General features: G+C 64.8%; 16 protein-coding genes. 9 read left to right on the forward strand and 7 right to left on the reverse strand.

What is annotated here, in order from left to right; translation table 11 throughout:
- Positions 1-23 precede the first annotated feature (23 nt).
- The 6 genes from AC5RU7_RS08140 to AC5RU7_RS08165 all read left to right on the forward strand — a co-directional run bounded on the left by AC5RU7_RS08140 (position 24) and on the right by AC5RU7_RS08165 (position 6,209).
- Positions 24-1,127 (forward strand): pyridoxal-phosphate dependent enzyme, encoded by a 1,104-nt coding sequence (locus AC5RU7_RS08140; RefSeq protein WP_494009906.1) that lies wholly within the window; start codon positions 24-26, stop codon positions 1,125-1,127.
- Positions 1,103-1,882, forward strand: a complete 780-nt coding sequence (locus tag AC5RU7_RS08145; RefSeq protein ID WP_494009585.1) for an SDR family NAD(P)-dependent oxidoreductase — start codon at positions 1,103-1,105, stop codon at positions 1,880-1,882. The genes AC5RU7_RS08140 and AC5RU7_RS08145 overlap by 25 nt, the downstream gene beginning before the upstream one ends.
- Entirely contained in the window at positions 1,872-2,786 is a 915-nt protein-coding gene (locus tag AC5RU7_RS08150) for a phosphotriesterase family protein (RefSeq protein WP_494009586.1), read from the forward strand. The genes AC5RU7_RS08145 and AC5RU7_RS08150 overlap by 11 nt, the downstream gene beginning before the upstream one ends.
- 3 nt (positions 2,787-2,789) lie before the next feature.
- Complete coding sequence (locus AC5RU7_RS08155) at positions 2,790-3,662, forward strand: carbohydrate ABC transporter permease (protein WP_494051832.1); 873 nt, start codon at positions 2,790-2,792, stop codon at positions 3,660-3,662.
- Complete coding sequence (locus AC5RU7_RS08160; protein ID WP_494051833.1) at positions 3,659-4,567, forward strand: carbohydrate ABC transporter permease; 909 nt, start codon at positions 3,659-3,661, stop codon at positions 4,565-4,567. The genes AC5RU7_RS08155 and AC5RU7_RS08160 overlap by 4 nt, the downstream gene beginning before the upstream one ends.
- A gap of 247 nt (positions 4,568-4,814) precedes the next feature.
- Positions 4,815-6,209, forward strand: a complete 1,395-nt coding sequence (locus tag AC5RU7_RS08165) for an MFS transporter (RefSeq protein WP_494051834.1) — start codon at positions 4,815-4,817, stop codon at positions 6,207-6,209.
- A 62-nt stretch (positions 6,210-6,271) separates the two neighbouring features.
- Here AC5RU7_RS08165 and AC5RU7_RS08170 read toward each other — a convergent pair whose 3' ends face one another.
- From AC5RU7_RS08170 to AC5RU7_RS08200, 7 genes are read right to left on the reverse strand one after another with little or no spacing between them, the layout of a single operon-like run.
- The gene (locus AC5RU7_RS08170; protein ID WP_494051835.1) at positions 6,272-7,339 is read right to left on the reverse strand and encodes an LLM class flavin-dependent oxidoreductase; all 1,068 of its coding nucleotides are present in this window, start codon (positions 7,337-7,339) and stop codon (positions 6,272-6,274) included.
- Between the two features lie 51 nt (positions 7,340-7,390).
- Entirely contained in the window at positions 7,391-7,591 is a 201-nt protein-coding gene (locus AC5RU7_RS08175) for a tautomerase family protein (protein WP_494051836.1), read from the reverse strand.
- A 9-nt stretch (positions 7,592-7,600) separates the two neighbouring features.
- Positions 7,601-9,082 (reverse strand): aldehyde dehydrogenase, encoded by a 1,482-nt coding sequence (locus AC5RU7_RS08180; RefSeq protein ID WP_494051837.1) that lies wholly within the window; start codon positions 9,080-9,082, stop codon positions 7,601-7,603.
- Positions 9,079-9,819, reverse strand: coding sequence for an alpha/beta fold hydrolase (locus AC5RU7_RS08185; protein ID WP_494051838.1), 741 nt, complete (start codon positions 9,817-9,819; stop codon positions 9,079-9,081). Before AC5RU7_RS08185 ends, AC5RU7_RS08180 begins: the two co-directional genes overlap by 4 nt.
- Positions 9,816-10,367, reverse strand: coding sequence for an amino acid synthesis family protein (locus tag AC5RU7_RS08190; RefSeq protein WP_494051839.1), 552 nt, complete (start codon positions 10,365-10,367; stop codon positions 9,816-9,818). The genes AC5RU7_RS08185 and AC5RU7_RS08190 overlap by 4 nt, the downstream gene beginning before the upstream one ends.
- The gene (locus AC5RU7_RS08195) at positions 10,364-11,029 is read right to left on the reverse strand and encodes an amino acid synthesis family protein (protein WP_494009595.1); all 666 of its coding nucleotides are present in this window, start codon (positions 11,027-11,029) and stop codon (positions 10,364-10,366) included. The genes AC5RU7_RS08190 and AC5RU7_RS08195 overlap by 4 nt, the downstream gene beginning before the upstream one ends.
- 53 nt (positions 11,030-11,082) lie before the next feature.
- The gene (locus AC5RU7_RS08200; RefSeq protein WP_494009596.1) at positions 11,083-11,790 is read right to left on the reverse strand and encodes a GntR family transcriptional regulator; all 708 of its coding nucleotides are present in this window, start codon (positions 11,788-11,790) and stop codon (positions 11,083-11,085) included.
- Between the two features lie 117 nt (positions 11,791-11,907).
- Between AC5RU7_RS08200 and AC5RU7_RS08205 the strand changes: the two genes are divergently transcribed.
- The 3 genes from AC5RU7_RS08205 to AC5RU7_RS08215 all read left to right on the forward strand — a co-directional run.
- Positions 11,908-12,858, forward strand: a complete 951-nt coding sequence (locus AC5RU7_RS08205) for a flavin reductase (protein WP_494009597.1) — start codon at positions 11,908-11,910, stop codon at positions 12,856-12,858.
- Between the two features lie 117 nt (positions 12,859-12,975).
- Positions 12,976-14,649 carry a BCCT family transporter gene (locus AC5RU7_RS08210; RefSeq protein ID WP_494009598.1) on the forward strand — a complete coding sequence of 558 codons (1,674 nt, stop codon included), beginning with the start codon at positions 12,976-12,978 and terminating at the stop codon, positions 14,647-14,649.
- Between the two features lie 82 nt (positions 14,650-14,731).
- On the forward strand, positions 14,732-15,482 hold a 751-nt coding region (locus AC5RU7_RS08215), incomplete at its 3' end, for an aldehyde dehydrogenase family protein (protein WP_494051840.1).

The raw sequence follows: 15,482 nt of genomic DNA on the forward strand, positions 1-15,482 counted from the left end.
AAACCGTCTGCCAGAGCTGCGGAATGGCGTTTCCCGGCACCTCCGGGCACTGCGCCGTGTGTGGAGGAGTGTGCCTTAGGACGGACCCGTGGACTGCCCGGCCGGACAGCGCCCCCTCACACACGCCGCTGGTCCGGAGCAGGATCCCGGGACTCGAAGGCACCTGGCTGAAAGTCGAGGGGGCCAATCCCAGCGGGTCCTTCAAGGACCGCGTCATGGACGTACTCGTTCGTGAAGCGGTGGCCGAAGGAGCCCCTGGAGCCGTCGTCGCCTCCTCAGGCAACGCGGCAGTGGCCGCCGCGACGCACTGCGCCCGCGCGGGCCTGCCCCTCCTCGTCCTGGTCCCGGAACAGGTCCCCACCCCCATCGTGGCCATGGTGCAGTTGCGCGGGGGCACCACCCTCCGCGTGGGCGAAGGCCCTGCGGCCGCGCATCACCTGGCCAAACTCGTCTCAGACAAATACGGCCTGCCGAACCTCGCCTCCACCTTCGGCGCCTCCGGCTGCGAGTGGGCCTGCAGATCCATCGGACACGAAATCTCCGCCCAGCTAAAGGATCGGCACGTTGCCTCCCTCGCCGCCGCCGTCAGCGTGGGCCCGGTCCTTCTGGGTGCGGCCCGCGGGCTCACCGAATCAGGACGGCCTTCCCCCCGCCTGGTGGCCGGACAGGCAGCGGGCTGCGCCCCGATTGCCGCTGCCTTTTCCGAGGGCCGCCAGGAGGTCCAGCCGTGGGACGGGCCCGTCCTGACAAAGGCCACCTCGATCGCGGACAGGCTTACCGGGTACGCCCCCGAGGGCACGTTCTTCCTGAACCGCGTCCGGGCCAGCAACGGCACCATGAGCGCCGCCGATGACGCCCTGCTCCGTGACATCAGGACTGACCTTGCCCGCTATGACGGGCTGGACGTCGAACTGTCATCCTGCGCCGCCGTGACAGCCCTCATCGCCGCGGGGCTGGGCGGCGAGGAATCAGTGTGCATCCTCACCGGCTCAGGCGTGAAGGAAACCCTTACGGGCTGGGAGCCCGCTCCGCCGGGCACCGGCGTCGACGAATTTTTTGGTTCGGTCCTCAACGACCCCGCCGGCGCGAAGGAGGTGGACCTGTGGCTCCACGAGTATCAGTTGTAACCGGCGGAGCCAGCGGCATCGGCCTGGCAGTTGCACGCAGGCTCGTCGCCCACGGCCCCACCGTCGTCGCCGACCGCGATGGGACCGCGCTTGCCGCCGCTGAACAAGAGGGCCTGTCCCCTTACCGCCTTGACGTGGGCGACGCCGAGGCCTGGGCAGGATTCGCCAGTCACCTCGGCGAGAAGTACGGCCGCCTCGATGCCCTGGTCCACAACGCCGGCATTGCCCCGATAGCGCCCCTCACCGAGACCACCAACGCCCAGATTGATGCCACCTACGCAACGAATGTCCGCTCGGTACTCGTTGGCACCAGGGAACTGTGGGACCTCCTCACCGCATCGCGGGGAAGCATCGTCAATGTCGCCTCGGTCGCGGCCCTCGTCGGGCAGGACCGCTCCGCAGCCTATGTGGCTTCCAAGGGCGCCGTGGTCGCCCTTACCCGCGCACTGGCGATAGAGCTGGCACCCTACGGCGTCCGGGTCAACTCGGTGTGCCCCGGCACCACCATGACTCCCCTGTTGGAACGCCACTTCAAGAGCATCCCGGCGGGGGACCAGGCGCAGGAGCATCTGACCCGGCGCCATCCACTTGGCCGGCTCCTCACCCCGGAGGACATCGCACCCTCGATCGTGCACCTGCTGTTTCCCGAAACAGCAGGTGCGATGACCGGCACCAACATCGTCGTCGACGGCGGCCTTACCGCTTCGTTCGACTACGGCGACTCATTCTCCGGAGGAGGATCATATGCACGTTAAGACCGTACGGGGCATGGCCGAACTCGACCCCGCCCTGGCTGTACTGCCCCACGAACACGTCATCATCGACTACCGGCAAAAGGAAGGAGACGCACCCCCGCCCACGCTTGCCACGGAGGACGATTGCGTACGGGCCCTCAAGGCCCTCCCGACGATGGGCGTCCAGGCCATCGTGGACTGCACGCCGCCGGGTTATGGACGGGACCTGGACTTCCTGCAGCGCGTCAGCGAGCGGAGCGGCGTCCACATCATCGCCAGCACAGGGACGTTCTGCGAGCAGTGGAGTGACCAGCCCGCGTGGGTGCGCCGCGCCGCCGTCGAAGACCTGGCTGCTGCCTTCACCGCCGAGCTCAGCCGCGGCTGCGGGGTCATCAAGGTAGCTACGAGCCAGGGTGAAGCTACGGACAACGAGATCAAAGCCATCAAAGCCGCGGCGCAAGCCCACCGGGAAACCGGCGCGCCCATAGTGAGCCATACAACCGGCTCGCTGGGCATCGAACAGGCCGGGCTCTACTCCGAATTTGGCGTGGACCTGGCCAAAGTCCTCATCTCGCACGTGTGCGCCGACGAGGAACCTCCTGGATACGCCATCGACATAGCCCGGCGGGGAGCTTTCGTCGGCTTTGACAGGATCGGGCATACCTCCCACAGCGACGATCACTGGATCCAACTCATCCAGAAGCTCGCCGCCGAGGGACTGGACGGCAGGATCCTGCTAAGCCACGACAGTGTCCAGCAGTTCACGGGTCCGGAGGCGATTGCAGGCCACACCTTCAGCGATATCTCCTACCTGCCGGAGTCCTTCCGGCACCGCGCGCTGGAGGCTGGACTCCAACGTGACATCTTCGCGCAGCTCACAATAGCCAACCCCCTGAAGTGGCTGGCATCGAACGAGGTGAAATAGGAAATGAAAACAAGCCGGGGATACACGCTTCTTTCGCTGACACCCTCAGCACTGATCTTCCTGGTCGTCCTGGTCTTCCCCACCATCTACATCATGAATCTGATGTTCAAGCGGGAGACCCTCACAGCTCCTGCAGGGAACCGTTACATCGGCTTCGAGAACTTCACCCGCCTTGCCGGGGACGAGAGGTTCTGGCAAGCGGCAGGCCAGTCTGCGGCCTTCTCAGCCGTCTCGATGGCCGTAAGCATCCCCGTGGGCATTGCCATCGCCCTGCTGGTAGCCCGCAGACTGCGCGGGCACGGCCTCTTCCGCATCATCCTGATCGTTCCCATGGTGCTGGCACCCCTCGTCGTCGGAGCCATGTTCCGGTTCCTCCTTGACTCGGGCGGGTTCATTCCCTGGATGTTCAGCCTGGTGGGGCTCACAGCTCCGAGTTTCCTGTCCATCCCGGGCGTCTCACTGGTCACGGTCGCGTTCGTGGACGCCTGGCAGTGGACTCCCTTCGTGGCGATTGTGGTGGGGGCAGCCATGGAAACGGTCCCCAAAAACGTCATGGAGGCTGCAAAGATCGACGGCGCCAACGCCTGGCAGGAGCTGTGGCACTTCATCCTCCCGCAGATCCGTCCGCTGCTGGTGCTCGTTGCCCTCATTCGGTTTATGGACAGCTTCCGTGAGTTCGACAAGCTCTTCATCATGACCAACGGCGGGCCCGGGACGTCGTCAGAAACCCTTCCGATCTATCTCTGGCGCAACGCCTTCCAGTATCTGGATCTCGGCTTCTCAGCCGCCGTCGGCTTCGTAGTGCTGGTCATCATCAGCGTTGTCAGCACCTTCATCGTCAAATTCTTCCGAGCAAGCAAGGGAGTATCAGAATGACCTCGCACACCACCTCAAGGCGCAGGACCGCCGCCGAGGTCCCGCCCCGGAGTCCCAGCCCGGCCGCGTCGACCCCTCCCCGGCAGTTCCACTCCCGGAAGATTTGGGACATCCCCAACTATGTTGCAATGATCCTGGTCAGCCTGGTGTGCCTGGTGCCGGTGGCGGTGATGCTCCGCATCGCAGTCACTCCCCAGGTCGATTGGCGCCAGATCCCCATCGATTGGTTGCAGGCACCTGACTGGTCCTCGTTCGAACGCGTTCTGGGCAGCACATTCCCCCGTGCATTGCTCAACAGCTTCCTTATCGCACTGGTCACCACGGCCATCGTCGTCGTGCTGTCCGCAATGGGAGGCCACGCGCTCGCACGGATGAAGGGCAAGCACAAGGACCGCTTCCTCTTCCTGGTCCTGGGCACACGCATGGGTCCTGCGGTGGTCTTCGCACTGCCGATCTATCTGCTGGCAGCAGGCGCAGGCCTCATCGATACATACGCTGGAATCATCGCCGTCTACATCGTCTACAACCTTGCCTTCGGTATCTGGATGATGCACGGCTTCTTCCTGGACATCCCGTCTGAAGTCGAAGAGGCCGGACTGGTGGACGGCCTCTCGGAGTGGGGCGTCTTCCGGAAGCTTTCACTGCCCATGGCCGCATCGGGTGTCATAGCCACCGCCACCCTGGTTTTCATTCTCACGTGGAACGAATTCTTCTACGCCTTCGTCCTGACCCAGCGGACGGCGAATACCTTCCCCACAACGATCCCCGGATACTTCGGCGCCTTCCAGGTCGAGTGGGGATCAATGTTCGCGGCCAGCACCCTTGGCATCCTTCCGCCTGTCATCTTCGGCATTCTCGCTCGTAAGTGGCTGGGGAAGGGACTTTCGGGCGGCCTCGTCGACTGACAGGTAGCCCGAGAGGGGTTTCGTCGACGCCGCGGCTCTGCCGCAGAATTTCACAACTGGAAGTCAGGTGGATCGTCCGGGAATGTCTCGGACGATCCACCTTTGACGTAACCCGGATCACGCCGTATTCTTGATGAAACGATTCAAAGGCCGGGCTTTCCACGAGCCGTTGCAGGACGACAAAGGTCATATTGACCGTACGGAACCAGGTTCCGGCTCCTTGCCAATGACGACGAAGGATCACCACATGAGCACCACCCCCGGGGCAGTGTCCCCAGTCCCCGAAGCCAGTCCCGGCAAGAGGGACCCCAAGAAAGCCGCGATGAGCGGCTGGATCGGCAGCGCACTCGAGTACTACGACTTTGCGCTGTACTCGCTGGCCGCGACGCTCATCTTCCCCGCCATCTTCTTCCCCACTGAGAACCCCACCGTGGGGATCATCGCGTCGCTCGCCACTTATGCGGTGGGCTACGTCTCCCGCCCGGTAGGCGCCGTCGTTCTCGGTGCGTACGGTGACCGGCACGGCCGCAAGCAGGTGCTCGTCTTCGCCATGCTGCTGATGGGCTTCGCCACCTTCGCCGTCGGCCTGCTGCCCACGTACGGCCAGGTGGGCATCCTGGCGCCGATCCTGCTGGTGATCCTCCGGCTCATCCAGGGCTTCGCCGTCGCAGGTGAACTGGGCGGCGCCAGCGCAATGATCGTGGAACACTCCCCCGACGCCAAGCGCGGCTTCTTCGCAAGCTTCAGCCTCCAGGGCACGCAGGTGGGCTCCATCCTGGCCACCGCGGTCCTGCTCCCGCTTGCCGCGATCCTGCCCGCCGACCAGTTCCAGTCCTGGGGCTGGCGCATCCCGTTCCTGCTCAGCGCCTTCGTGATCCTAGCCGGCTACGTGATCCGCCGCCGCGTGCAGGAGCCGCCGGCGTATGCGGCACAGTCCGCAGAGGGCAAGGCCAAGCAGCGGTTCCCGCTCGTTGACCTGGTCCGCAGCTACCCATGGGTCCTGGTCCGTTGCATCTTGATGACCTTCACCAACGTGATCGGCATGGCGACCCTCATCTTCGGCGTCTCCTACGCAACGCAGAAGGGCTACGGCAACGGCTTCTCCAGCAGCGACTTCCTGTGGGTGACCCTTGTGGCCAACATCGCCGCCGTCGCCACCATTCCGCTGTTCGGTGCACTTTCGGACAAGATCGGCCGGCGGATGCTGATGGTGGCGGGCGGACTGGGCGGCGGCGCGCTGGCCGGCGGCTACCTCTGGGCCATCGAACAGGGCAGCCTTGCTATGGTCTTCGTCTGCATCGTCATTGTGCAGGGCCTCTTCTTCCAAATGTGGAACGCCACCTTCGCCACGTTCTTCCAGGAGCAGTTCCCCATGCGGATCCGCGTCACCGGCTTCGCGGTGTCGCAGAACCTGGGCCTCATGATCGCCTCGTTCTTCCCGAGCATTTTCACGGCGGTGGCGCCCCCGGGCTCCACCAACATTCCCGTGGTCATCGGGCTGACCACGTTCGGCATCTGCGCCGTGGCCGCGCTGGCCACCCTCCTGTCCCCCGATACCCGGGGCAAGTCGCTGGATGACCTCGAGGACCGCAAGGCCAACGAATCTGTCCAGCCGGATGAGCTGGCGGGGACGGCGCGCTAACTGCCGGAAAAAGCGGGACGGCCGGCTGGTGGATACCAGCCGGCCGTCCTGCTTTTTGAACCCTACTGCGCGGCAACCGCCGGCTGCTCCTGGAAGGCCGGCACGACGTGCTCGATGAAGAGCTCGAGCGAACGCTTCTTTTCCTCGTGCGTGAGGCTGTTGTCCGACCAGAGGCTGAACTCGGTGACGCCGAGCGACTCGTAATGGCGGATCCGCTCGATCACCTCTTCCGGCGTTCCAATCATGGCGGTGCGGTGGAGGGACTCGGGCGTGAACTCCGCGCGCTCGGCGAACTTCTCTTCCGGGCTGGGCTCGAGGAAGCCGTTGACCGGAGTGGCCTTGTTGCCGAACCAGGCATCGAAGGTGCGGTAGAACTTGTTGATCCCTTCGGCGGGCCGGCGCCAGCCTTCGGGGTCGTCCGCGGAGTGGACGTGGGTGTGCCGTAGGACCATGAGGTCCGGGCGAGGGACGCCGGGGTTGTTTTCGACGGCGGTATCGAACTTGCGTGCCAGGTCCTCGACCTCCTCGTCGCCCTTCATGAGCGGGGTCACCATGACGTTGCAGCCGTTGGCGACCGCGAACTCGTGCGAGGAGATGTCGCGGGCGGCGATCCACATGGGCGGCGTCGGCTTCTGGATCGGCTTGGGGACGCTGGTGGACGTCGGGAACTTCCACACCTCGCCGTCGTGCGCGTAGTCGCCTTCCCAGAGCTTCCGCACGGCCGGGACCAGCTCGCGGAGGTGCTTGCCGCCGTCGACCGCCGGCATGCCGTCCAGCAGGCGGTCGAACTCGAACTGGTAGGCGCCGCGGGCAAGCCCCACTTCCATCCGCCCGTTGCTGATGACGTCCAGGAGCGCGCACTCCCCAGCTACCCGGAGCGGATTCCAGAAGGGCGCGATGATGGTCCCGGCACCCAGACGGATTTTGGACGTACGGGCGGCCAGGTAGGCGAGCTGGGGCATGGGGCTGGGTGAGATGGTGTACTCCATGGAATGGTGCTCACCGATCCAGACCGTGCTAAACCCGCCCGCTTCAGCCATGAGGGTGAGCTCGGTCAGATTCTCGAAGCATTCGCGGTGAGAGACGGATTCGTCCCAGCGTTCCATGTGGACAAAAAGTGAAAAGCGCATGTGGTGGCTCCTTGTGATGTGTGGCGTTCGCCGGTGGCGGTTGGCTGCTGCTTAGCGGTTTGCCGCGTTGCGTTCGGCGATGGTCTGGTTGCCGCGGGACCAGTGTTCGTGCTCGATTTCGCGGACGATGACGGTGGTGTTTTCCGGCACCGCTCCCACTGAGGTTTCGGCTGCCTTGTGCAGCTCGGCGATGAGCGAGCGGAGCTGCTCGGGGGTCCGGCCGCGGGCGATGGAGACTTCGATGAGTGGCATTGGGTTTCCTTAGCTGCGCAGGACGAACGGATCGGACACCGGGCCTTCGTCGGTGTTGATCCAGACGCTCTTGAGCCGGGTGTATTCATGCATGGACTCGAGGCCGTGCTCGATGCCTACGCCTGAGTTTTTGAAACCCTGGCGCGGTGACATCGGGGACATGGCGCGGTAGGTGTTGACCCACACCGTGCCGGCCTCAAGACGGCGGGCCATCCGGTGGGCGCGTGCCAGGTTCTGGGTCCAAACCCCTGCGGCCAGCCCGTACTCGGTGTCGTTGGCCAGGCCAACCACCTCGTCTTCGGAATCGAACGGCATGATCGCGGCGACCGGCCCGAAGATCTCTTCCCGGACAACCCGCATGGAGTTGTCGACGTCGGTCAGGACCGTGGGCGAGAAGAAGTAGCCCGGGAGGTCGATCTCCGGGCGGTGGCCGCCGGTGCGGACCGTGGCGCCTTCCTTGACGCCGATGTCCACGTAGGAGCTGACCTTGTCCAGCTGGGCGCCGAAAGCCAGGGGGCCCAGCTCGGTCTCTGCCAGCCGCGGGTCACCTATGATGATCGATGCCGCCCGCTCCGCCACGCGTTCGACGAGTTCGTCATAAATGCTGCGGTGCGCGAAGACCCGGCTGCCGGCGATGCAGGTCTGCCCTGCGGCGGCGAAGATCCCGGCGATGACGCCCATCGCGGCGTTGGACACGTCCGCGTCGTTGAACACGATGTTGGGGCTCTTGCCGCCAAGCTCCAGGGTGGAGCCGATGAACCGTGACGCGGTTTCCGCGGCGATGCGGGCTCCGGTCTGCGTGGATCCCGTGAAGGAGATCTTGGCGAGGTCGCGGTGGCTGACCAGTGCGGCTCCCGCCTCCTGGCCGAACCCGGTGACAACGTTGACCACGCCGTCCGGGAAACCGGCCTGGGAGGCCAGCTCGGCCACGCGGAGGATGGTCCGGGACGTGTACTCGCTGGGCTTGATGACCACGGTGTTGCCGGCGGCCAGTGCGGGGGCGAGCTTCGACGTCGTCAGCGTCAGCGGGGAATTCCACGGCGTGATCGCCCCGACGACACCCAGCGGCTCCCGTTGGGTGTAGTTGAGCATGGTGACCGAGTTGGTGGGGATCTGGCTGCCCTGGACCTTGTCCGCGAGCCCGGCGTAGTAGTAGAGGTACTCGGGCAGGCCGGCGAGCTGGCCGCGCATCTCGCGCAGGAGCTTGCCGTTGTCCAGCGTTTCAAGTTCGGCGAGCTCCTCTGCGTGCTCACCGATCAGGTCGCCGAGACGGCGCAGGAGGTGCCCGCGCTTGGTGGCCGTGAGTCCGCGCCAGAGCGGGGACTCGAAAGCGGTCTTAGCGGCCGCGACGGCGCGGCGGACGTCCTCTTCGGTTCCGCGGGCGGCCTCGTAGAGGACCTCCAGGGTTGCGGGGTTGGTGCTGGCGAAGTATTCGCCGCCAGCGGGAGCGGACCAGGTACCACCGATGAAGTGGTCGAGTCGAAGCGTCATGCCCGTTCTCCTTCGGATTCTTGGATGAAGTCGTTGATGGCTCCGGCCAGGACATCGGCGTCCTGGACGGGCAGCATATGCCGGGCGCCCGGCACAATGAGGCTTTTTGCGCCTGGAACTGCCTCTGCCAGGCGCCTTGTCATGTCCGGTGTTGATCCGGGGTCCAGCTCGCCCGTGACGGCCAGGGTAGGGACGGTGATGTTGCCGAGTTCCGGGCCGATCACCGCATCTCCAGTGGCGAAGACGCGGTAGGCGTGGACGAAGGAGCCGACGTCGTTTGCCGCCAGGGTGCGGCGGGTTGCCTCCACCAGGTCCGTGGGGACGGAAGTGCCGGCGTACCAGCGGTCGATGGAGGCCTCAACGGTCGCGGGGAAGTCCTGCTCCGCAGAGGCAAGCCTGGCCAGGACTGCCTGGGCTTCGGTCTCTGTCCGGCGGCAGACCGAGTTCACGCATGTGAGGGTCTCCACCCGCTCCGGGTTGAACCGGGCGATGTACTGTGCGATCAGTGCCCCGAGGGAGAATCCCACCAGGTGGCTCTTCTCGGGAAGGCGGACCAGCACGTCCCTGGCGAGTTCGGCGAGCGAGGTTTCATGCTGCAGTGCCGGCTGCTGCCCGTGGCCGGGCAGGTCGATGGCCACAGAGTTCCGCTTGAGGGCGTCCCGGACGGGCTCCCACATGGTGGAGTCGAGGCCAACGCCGTGCAGGAGGGCTACGGGCGTTTCGGGCATGGGGCTCATTGCTCCGTGGACAAGGGTGCCAGGCGCTCCTGCGGCCTGCCCTGGGCGGACGCGGCCAGGGCGATGAGGATTTCCCCGGCGTGGGGAGCATCGGCAATCCTGACCTCCACGCTCTGGTGGTGGGACCGGATGGTGGCGTCCGTGATGTGCTTCATCGGGATGTCGAAGACTGTCCCTGCGGGGGCGCGCTTTTCGACGGCGGGAAGCAGCGTGGTGGCTGACGCGGCTTTGCGGTAGTGGTCACCGAACTTAAGGGTGTGGATCAGCGCCGAACCGTGCTCGATCTCCCCCTCGATGCCCACGATGGCGGCCTTGCCGTAGGCCTCGACGGGTGCACCGAGCGCTTCGATGACTTTGGGGGTCAGGAGAGCGCCGAGGTCCGAGGCGGTGGCGTCAATGCCCTCGGTCAGGTCCTCCACGAAGCCCTGCCCGGCCCACGGGTTCTCCAGGACCGCGACGGCGATGGCCACCCGCGCTCCGGGCTCTACGGGACGGCCGCCTTCGGTCAGGATCTCTTCGGACAGGGTTACGATTTTGCGGATGTTCATTGCAGGATTCCTTCGAGGATCTGGGCGGTTACGGGCTGGTCAGTTGTGCGGTCGCCGATGCGTGGGTGCGGCCGCGAACCCGTTGACGCGGCTGCAACCACAACAATTTCGTTGGGATGCGGGGCGTCATTCAGGCTCAGCGTGATGGTTTGGTAGTGGCTGCGGGTTGAGGCCGCTTCCTTGTGCCACATGGGGACGGCGATGGAAATTCCCGGTTCTGCCCGGTCATCCGAGAAGGACAGGATTGACGTGCCCTCGAGGAACTCCCGAACGAGGTTGCCAAAGTACGGTGTATGGATCAGCGCCGCGGCGTGCTCAACCTCGCCCTTCAGCCCCACCACAGCGGACTTTCCGAAGGCCTCGATTTCTCCGGCACCGCCCAGGGCGGCGGTGAGGCGATCGGTGAGGATCTTTGCCAGCACGGGGGCGATGCGTTCCGTTTCGGGCGCAAGGTCGGTGGAGACAGCCGAGCCAATCCAGGGGTTCCGGATGACGGCCGCCGCGGCCGCCCGCGTCACGCTGGCGGGCAGTGCGCAGGAACCATCCCGGAGGACTTCTTCGGTCAGGACGGTGATTTTGCGGACACCCACTGCGCGCGCAAGATCATCGATGTGGGACGCAGGCTTGTTTCCCTCAGCGACGGGGGTAGTTGTTTCGGGCACGGTTCAACCCTTCTTTGGGTAATTAGCGACAGTCATGGGGTTCCTTTCGGTGGCTAAGCTTCGTTTTCAGAACCGGCGACGGTGCCGGTATCTACGCCGCGCGCTGCGGCCAGGCTAGAGGCGTTGACGTGCCCGCGCATGGCGAGCTCGGCACCTACAGGGTCCTTCTCCAGGAGTGAATCCACGACGGACTGGTGTTCGCGGATGGAGGCCCGCATGCGGGCGGGACGCTCCACGGTTTCGAGGACAATCCGGTGGTAGGCGAGCTGATTCATGAGCCGCCCGTAGTGCTCCACAAGCTTGGAGTTGTCCGAGCCCTTGACGATGGTCCAGTGGAACTCGTGGACCAGTTCCGCGTACCGGGCAGTGTCAGCCCTTCGTTCGGCCCGCTCTGACTCTTCGATGTTGCGTTTCAGGATGTCCAACTCCGGAACGGGTCCCCGCCGGGCGAGGAGGCTGGCGGCCAGGCCCTCGAGGCTTTCCTTCAACTGGAAGAGTTCCACAATTTCGCGCCGCGTGGGGATCCGCACGAAGGTCCCCACCTTGGGCCTGATTTCTACTAGGCCCTCGTTTTCCAGCTGCTTGAGGGCTTCCCGCACCGGGGTACGGCTTACCTCAAATTCCTCTGCCAGGAAAAGCTCCGGTAGTGGCGCGCCGGGAGGGTATTCACCGCTTAGCACCAGCTTCCGCAGCTTGGCCAGGAGGCTGCTCTGGTTTCCGTTCGCCTGCGGGTCTTTCCGCAACTGGGTGGTTTCTTGCATGCATCAAATCTACGTTGCATACAAGAAGGCCGTCAAGAGTTCCCCAAAAGTCGCGGCTCAGTATGAGATTCTGAGCTTCCTATTGACGCAGATCACATGACGTCTTACGGTTGTGGCATGCAACAGACAATCAATGACACCGTGACCGCCGCCTGGACAGCAGCGTGGGACGAAGGGGATGTCACCGCTTTTGACGCCATCGTCACCCCCGATTACCAGCGGGAAAGCGCCGGCACAAAAAAGGTGTCCGGCCTGAAAGAGCTGCAGCAGGAAATCCTCGACGTCCGGGCCGCCTTCCCGGACCTCACCACCCGGATCGAGAAGGTCATCGCCAATGGTGACGACATGGCCATCTTCTGGACCTCCACCGGAACTTTCACCAGCCCGCTGCGGGGAGTGCCGCCCACAGGACGCGTCGTGGAAACCCGTGGCTCCAATGCCCTCACCCTGCGCGACGGCCGGATCGCCTACGAACAGGTGACGTGGGACGCCGTCGAACTCCTTGCCCACGTTGGTATTCCGTCCCTTGGCTCCGCCTTCGAGGAGGAAACCCCGGAAGTAGTCGTCGACAATCTCTCCGGCAACCTCCCGCTGGAGATCATGAAGGGCTTCAACCGGCAGTTCATTACCGGCGTCACCGTGGTGACCACCACCGATGAGGACGGCACGCCGCGAGGCCTTGCCGCCAACTCCTACGCCTCGATCTCCCTTGACCCGCCGCTGGTCCTGGTCTGCGTCCAGAAGACATCGTCCACCTACCCGGCGCTTTTCCAATCGACCCACTTCGGGATCAACATCCTCAGCAACGATCAGCTCGGCACCGTAAAGACCTTCGCCTCGAAGGCCCCGGACAAGTTCGCCGACCTGGAATGGCACGCCGGACCCAACGGTGTCCCCCTGATCGACGGCTCCGCCGCCTCGCTCGAAGCGGAAATCAAGGAACGCTTCCAAGCCAAAACCCACACCATCTTCGTCGGCCGCGTACGGCACGCCGAAGTGGCCGACGTCGACCCCATGATTTACAAAGCCGGCCACTTCTTCGACGGCGCACGCCTCGAGGAACTCTGATCCACCGTCAAGCGGACCGGCCCCGGCGCCCCCAGTCCCCCGGGCCGGCCCGCCATCACTTCCATTCGTGAAGGCCCCCACTTCATCCCACTGCAGCGTCGCAATCTGGAGCCCCCCATGAGCCATACCAAAAATGCCGAAGACCTGATGGACACCACAGCCTCCGGCGATACCCGCAATCCCCTCAACTCCCCCAATGCCAGCGAAACTGCTATGGAAACGGCAGACCGCCTGCGGAACAGGCCTGGAGCCGTCTTCTGGGCCTCCATTGGACTCATCGGGGCCTTCACCATCTGGGCATCGGTATCACCGGAGAGCCTGAGCGGCGTCATGACTACTGCCATGGACTGGGTGGCTCAGAGCGTCGGCTGGAGCTACCTCGTTGTCACCCTGGGTTGCATCGGCCTCCTCATCTACATCGGCACCAGCCGCTTCGGACGCATCCGACTCGGCGCCCAGGACGCCAAACCCGAGTTCAGCACCTGGGCTTGGCTGGCCATGATCCTCTCCGCCGTCATGGGAATCGGCCTCATCAGCTACGGCGTCGCCGAGCCCATCTCCCACTTCGCTTCACCGCCCCACGGCCTGGCCGAGGCCGGGACGATGGAAGCCGCCGTCCGGGCCATGCAGTTCTCCTACTTCGACTGGGGACCCCACGCCTGGGCAGTATTCGGTGTCTTCGGCCTCGCCATCGCCTACTCCACCCACTGCCGCGGCAACGCCGGCCTGGTCTCACCGATGCTCCGCCCGATCTTCGGCAAGCTGGTGGACGGCTGGTTCGGCAAGATGATCGACGTCTTCGCCATCATCGCCACCCTGTTCGGAACCACCACATCCCTTGGACTGGGCGCCTCCCAGATTGGCGAAGGAATCGACCGCGTCCTGGGCATCCCCTCGAACCTCGTGGGCCAGATCATCATCATCGCCGTCATCACCGTGCTCTTCACCCTGTCCGCCCTCTCCGGCGTGCACAAGGGCATCAAATACCTGAGCCAGACCACCATGGTTCTCTCCGCGGGCCTGGGACTCTACGTACTGTTCACTGGCCCCACGAACTTCATCTCCAACCTGTTCTTCCGCTCCCTGGGCCAGTACGCCAGCGAATTCTTCGCCGTCAGCCTGCTCACCCCGAGCACTCCCGAAGACGTCCAGTGGATGCAGTGGTGGACCTATTTCATGATGGCCTGGTGGCTTAGCTGGGGTGCCTTCGTGGGCGTCTTCCTGGCCAAGATCTCCAAGGGACGCACCATCCGTGAATTCGTCGCCGGCGTCATGATCGTTCCCAGCGTCGTCTTCTTCGCCTGGTTCACCATCTTCGGCGGCTCCGCCATCAAGTTCGACATGGACAACGGCGGCCAGATCGGCGCAGCGGCCCTCGAGGACGTCAACTCAGCCTTCTTCGCCACCCTCGCCGAACTCCCGCTGTCCGGTGTCACCTCGGTCATCTCGATCTGCCTCGTGGTCATGTACTTCGTCTCCGGTGCTGATGCCAACACCTATGTCCTGAGCATGATGTCCTCCCGCGGAACCCTCAAACCCACCAAGCCCATCCTCACTACATGGGGCTTACTCACCGGCCTGTGCGCAGTGGTACTGCTCATCGTCGGCGGCCTGGGCGCACTCCAGCAGGCAGCTATGCTCTCAGCCCTGCCGTTCACCGTCATCGTCGCCCTGCTCGGCATCGGCCTGGTCATCGAACTCCGAAACGACCCCCGATTCGAGCGGACCCGCGTCCTGACCCAAAGCGACCTCAACAAGCTCCTCGCTCCGGAGCCCGAAACACGCAAGTAAATCGGCAGGCGGCGGTGGAACCGGGTTCCGCCGCCGCCGTTGCCTGCACTACAGCTTCCAGTTTTCTGTAAGGACTTATTCGATGACAGTTTCTTCCGTGCTTCCCACCGCCCCTTCATCCCCTGCCGTATCGCCGGAGCGTGAGGCCGCGCTGCTTGCGTCGGTGCCCACCGGCCTGTTGATCGGCGGGGAGTGGGTGGACGCGTCCGACGGCGGCACATTCGATGTGCACGATCCTGCCACCGGGCAGGTCCTCGCCACCCTCGCCTCGGCCACGAGTGAGGACGCCGTTGCGGCTTTGGATGCGGCCGATGCCGCCCAGGCCTCCTGGGCCCGGACAGCTCCGCGGGTGCGGGCTGAGATCCTCCGCCGGGCCTTCGACCTGGTCACCGAGCGCGCCGAGGACTTCGCGCTGCTGATGACGCTGGAGATGGGCAAGCCGCTGGCCGAGGCCCGCGGCGAGGTCACGTACGGGGCGGAGTTCCTGCGCTGGTTCTCCGAGGAAACCGTCCGTGACTACGGCCGCTACCTCACTTCTCCCGAGGGCAAGAACAAAATCCTCGTCCAGCACAAACCCGTCGGCCCCTGTCTGCTCATCACCCCCTGGAACTTCCCGCTCGCGATGGCCACCCGCAAGGTCGCACCCGCTGTCGCGGCCGGCTGCACCATGGTCCTCAAACCCGCCAAGCTCACTCCGTTGACGGCCCAGTACTTCGCGCAGACCATGCTCGACGCCGGCCTGCCATCCGGGGTATTGAACGTCGTCGCCTCCTCGTCCGCGTCGGGGATTTCCGGGCCGCTGCTGAAGGACTCCCGGCTGCGGAAGGTCTCCT

The organism is Arthrobacter sp. K410C, from assembly GCF_059090105.1.

Bases quoted from the DNA above. Each gene is read 5' to 3' on its own strand.
- AC5RU7_RS08190 (WP_494051839.1), bottom strand. From the start codon at position 10,367: ATGAACATCCGCAAAATCGTAACCCTGTCCGAAGAGATCCTGACCGAA.
- AC5RU7_RS08175 (WP_494051836.1), bottom strand. From the start codon at position 7,591: ATGCCACTCATCGAAGTCTCCATCGCCCGCGGCCGGACCCCCGAGCAG.
- AC5RU7_RS08180 (WP_494051837.1), bottom strand. From the start codon at position 9,082: ATGACGCTTCGACTCGACCACTTCATCGGTGGTACCTGGTCCGCTCCC.
- AC5RU7_RS08185 (WP_494051838.1), bottom strand. From the start codon at position 9,819: ATGAGCCCCATGCCCGAAACGCCCGTAGCCCTCCTGCACGGCGTTGGC.
- AC5RU7_RS08210 (WP_494009598.1), top strand. From the start codon at position 12,976: ATGAGCCATACCAAAAATGCCGAAGACCTGATGGACACCACAGCCTCC.
- AC5RU7_RS08155 (WP_494051832.1), top strand. From the start codon at position 2,790: ATGAAAACAAGCCGGGGATACACGCTTCTTTCGCTGACACCCTCAGCA.
- AC5RU7_RS08160 (WP_494051833.1), top strand. From the start codon at position 3,659: ATGACCTCGCACACCACCTCAAGGCGCAGGACCGCCGCCGAGGTCCCG.
- AC5RU7_RS08170 (WP_494051835.1), bottom strand. From the start codon at position 7,339: ATGCGCTTTTCACTTTTTGTCCACATGGAACGCTGGGACGAATCCGTC.
- AC5RU7_RS08165 (WP_494051834.1), top strand. From the start codon at position 4,815: ATGAGCACCACCCCCGGGGCAGTGTCCCCAGTCCCCGAAGCCAGTCCC.
- AC5RU7_RS08205 (WP_494009597.1), top strand. From the start codon at position 11,908: ATGCAACAGACAATCAATGACACCGTGACCGCCGCCTGGACAGCAGCG.
- AC5RU7_RS08140 (WP_494009906.1), top strand. From the start codon at position 24: ATGGCGTTTCCCGGCACCTCCGGGCACTGCGCCGTGTGTGGAGGAGTG.
- AC5RU7_RS08150 (WP_494009586.1), top strand. From the start codon at position 1,872: ATGCACGTTAAGACCGTACGGGGCATGGCCGAACTCGACCCCGCCCTG.
- AC5RU7_RS08200 (WP_494009596.1), bottom strand. From the start codon at position 11,790: ATGCAAGAAACCACCCAGTTGCGGAAAGACCCGCAGGCGAACGGAAAC.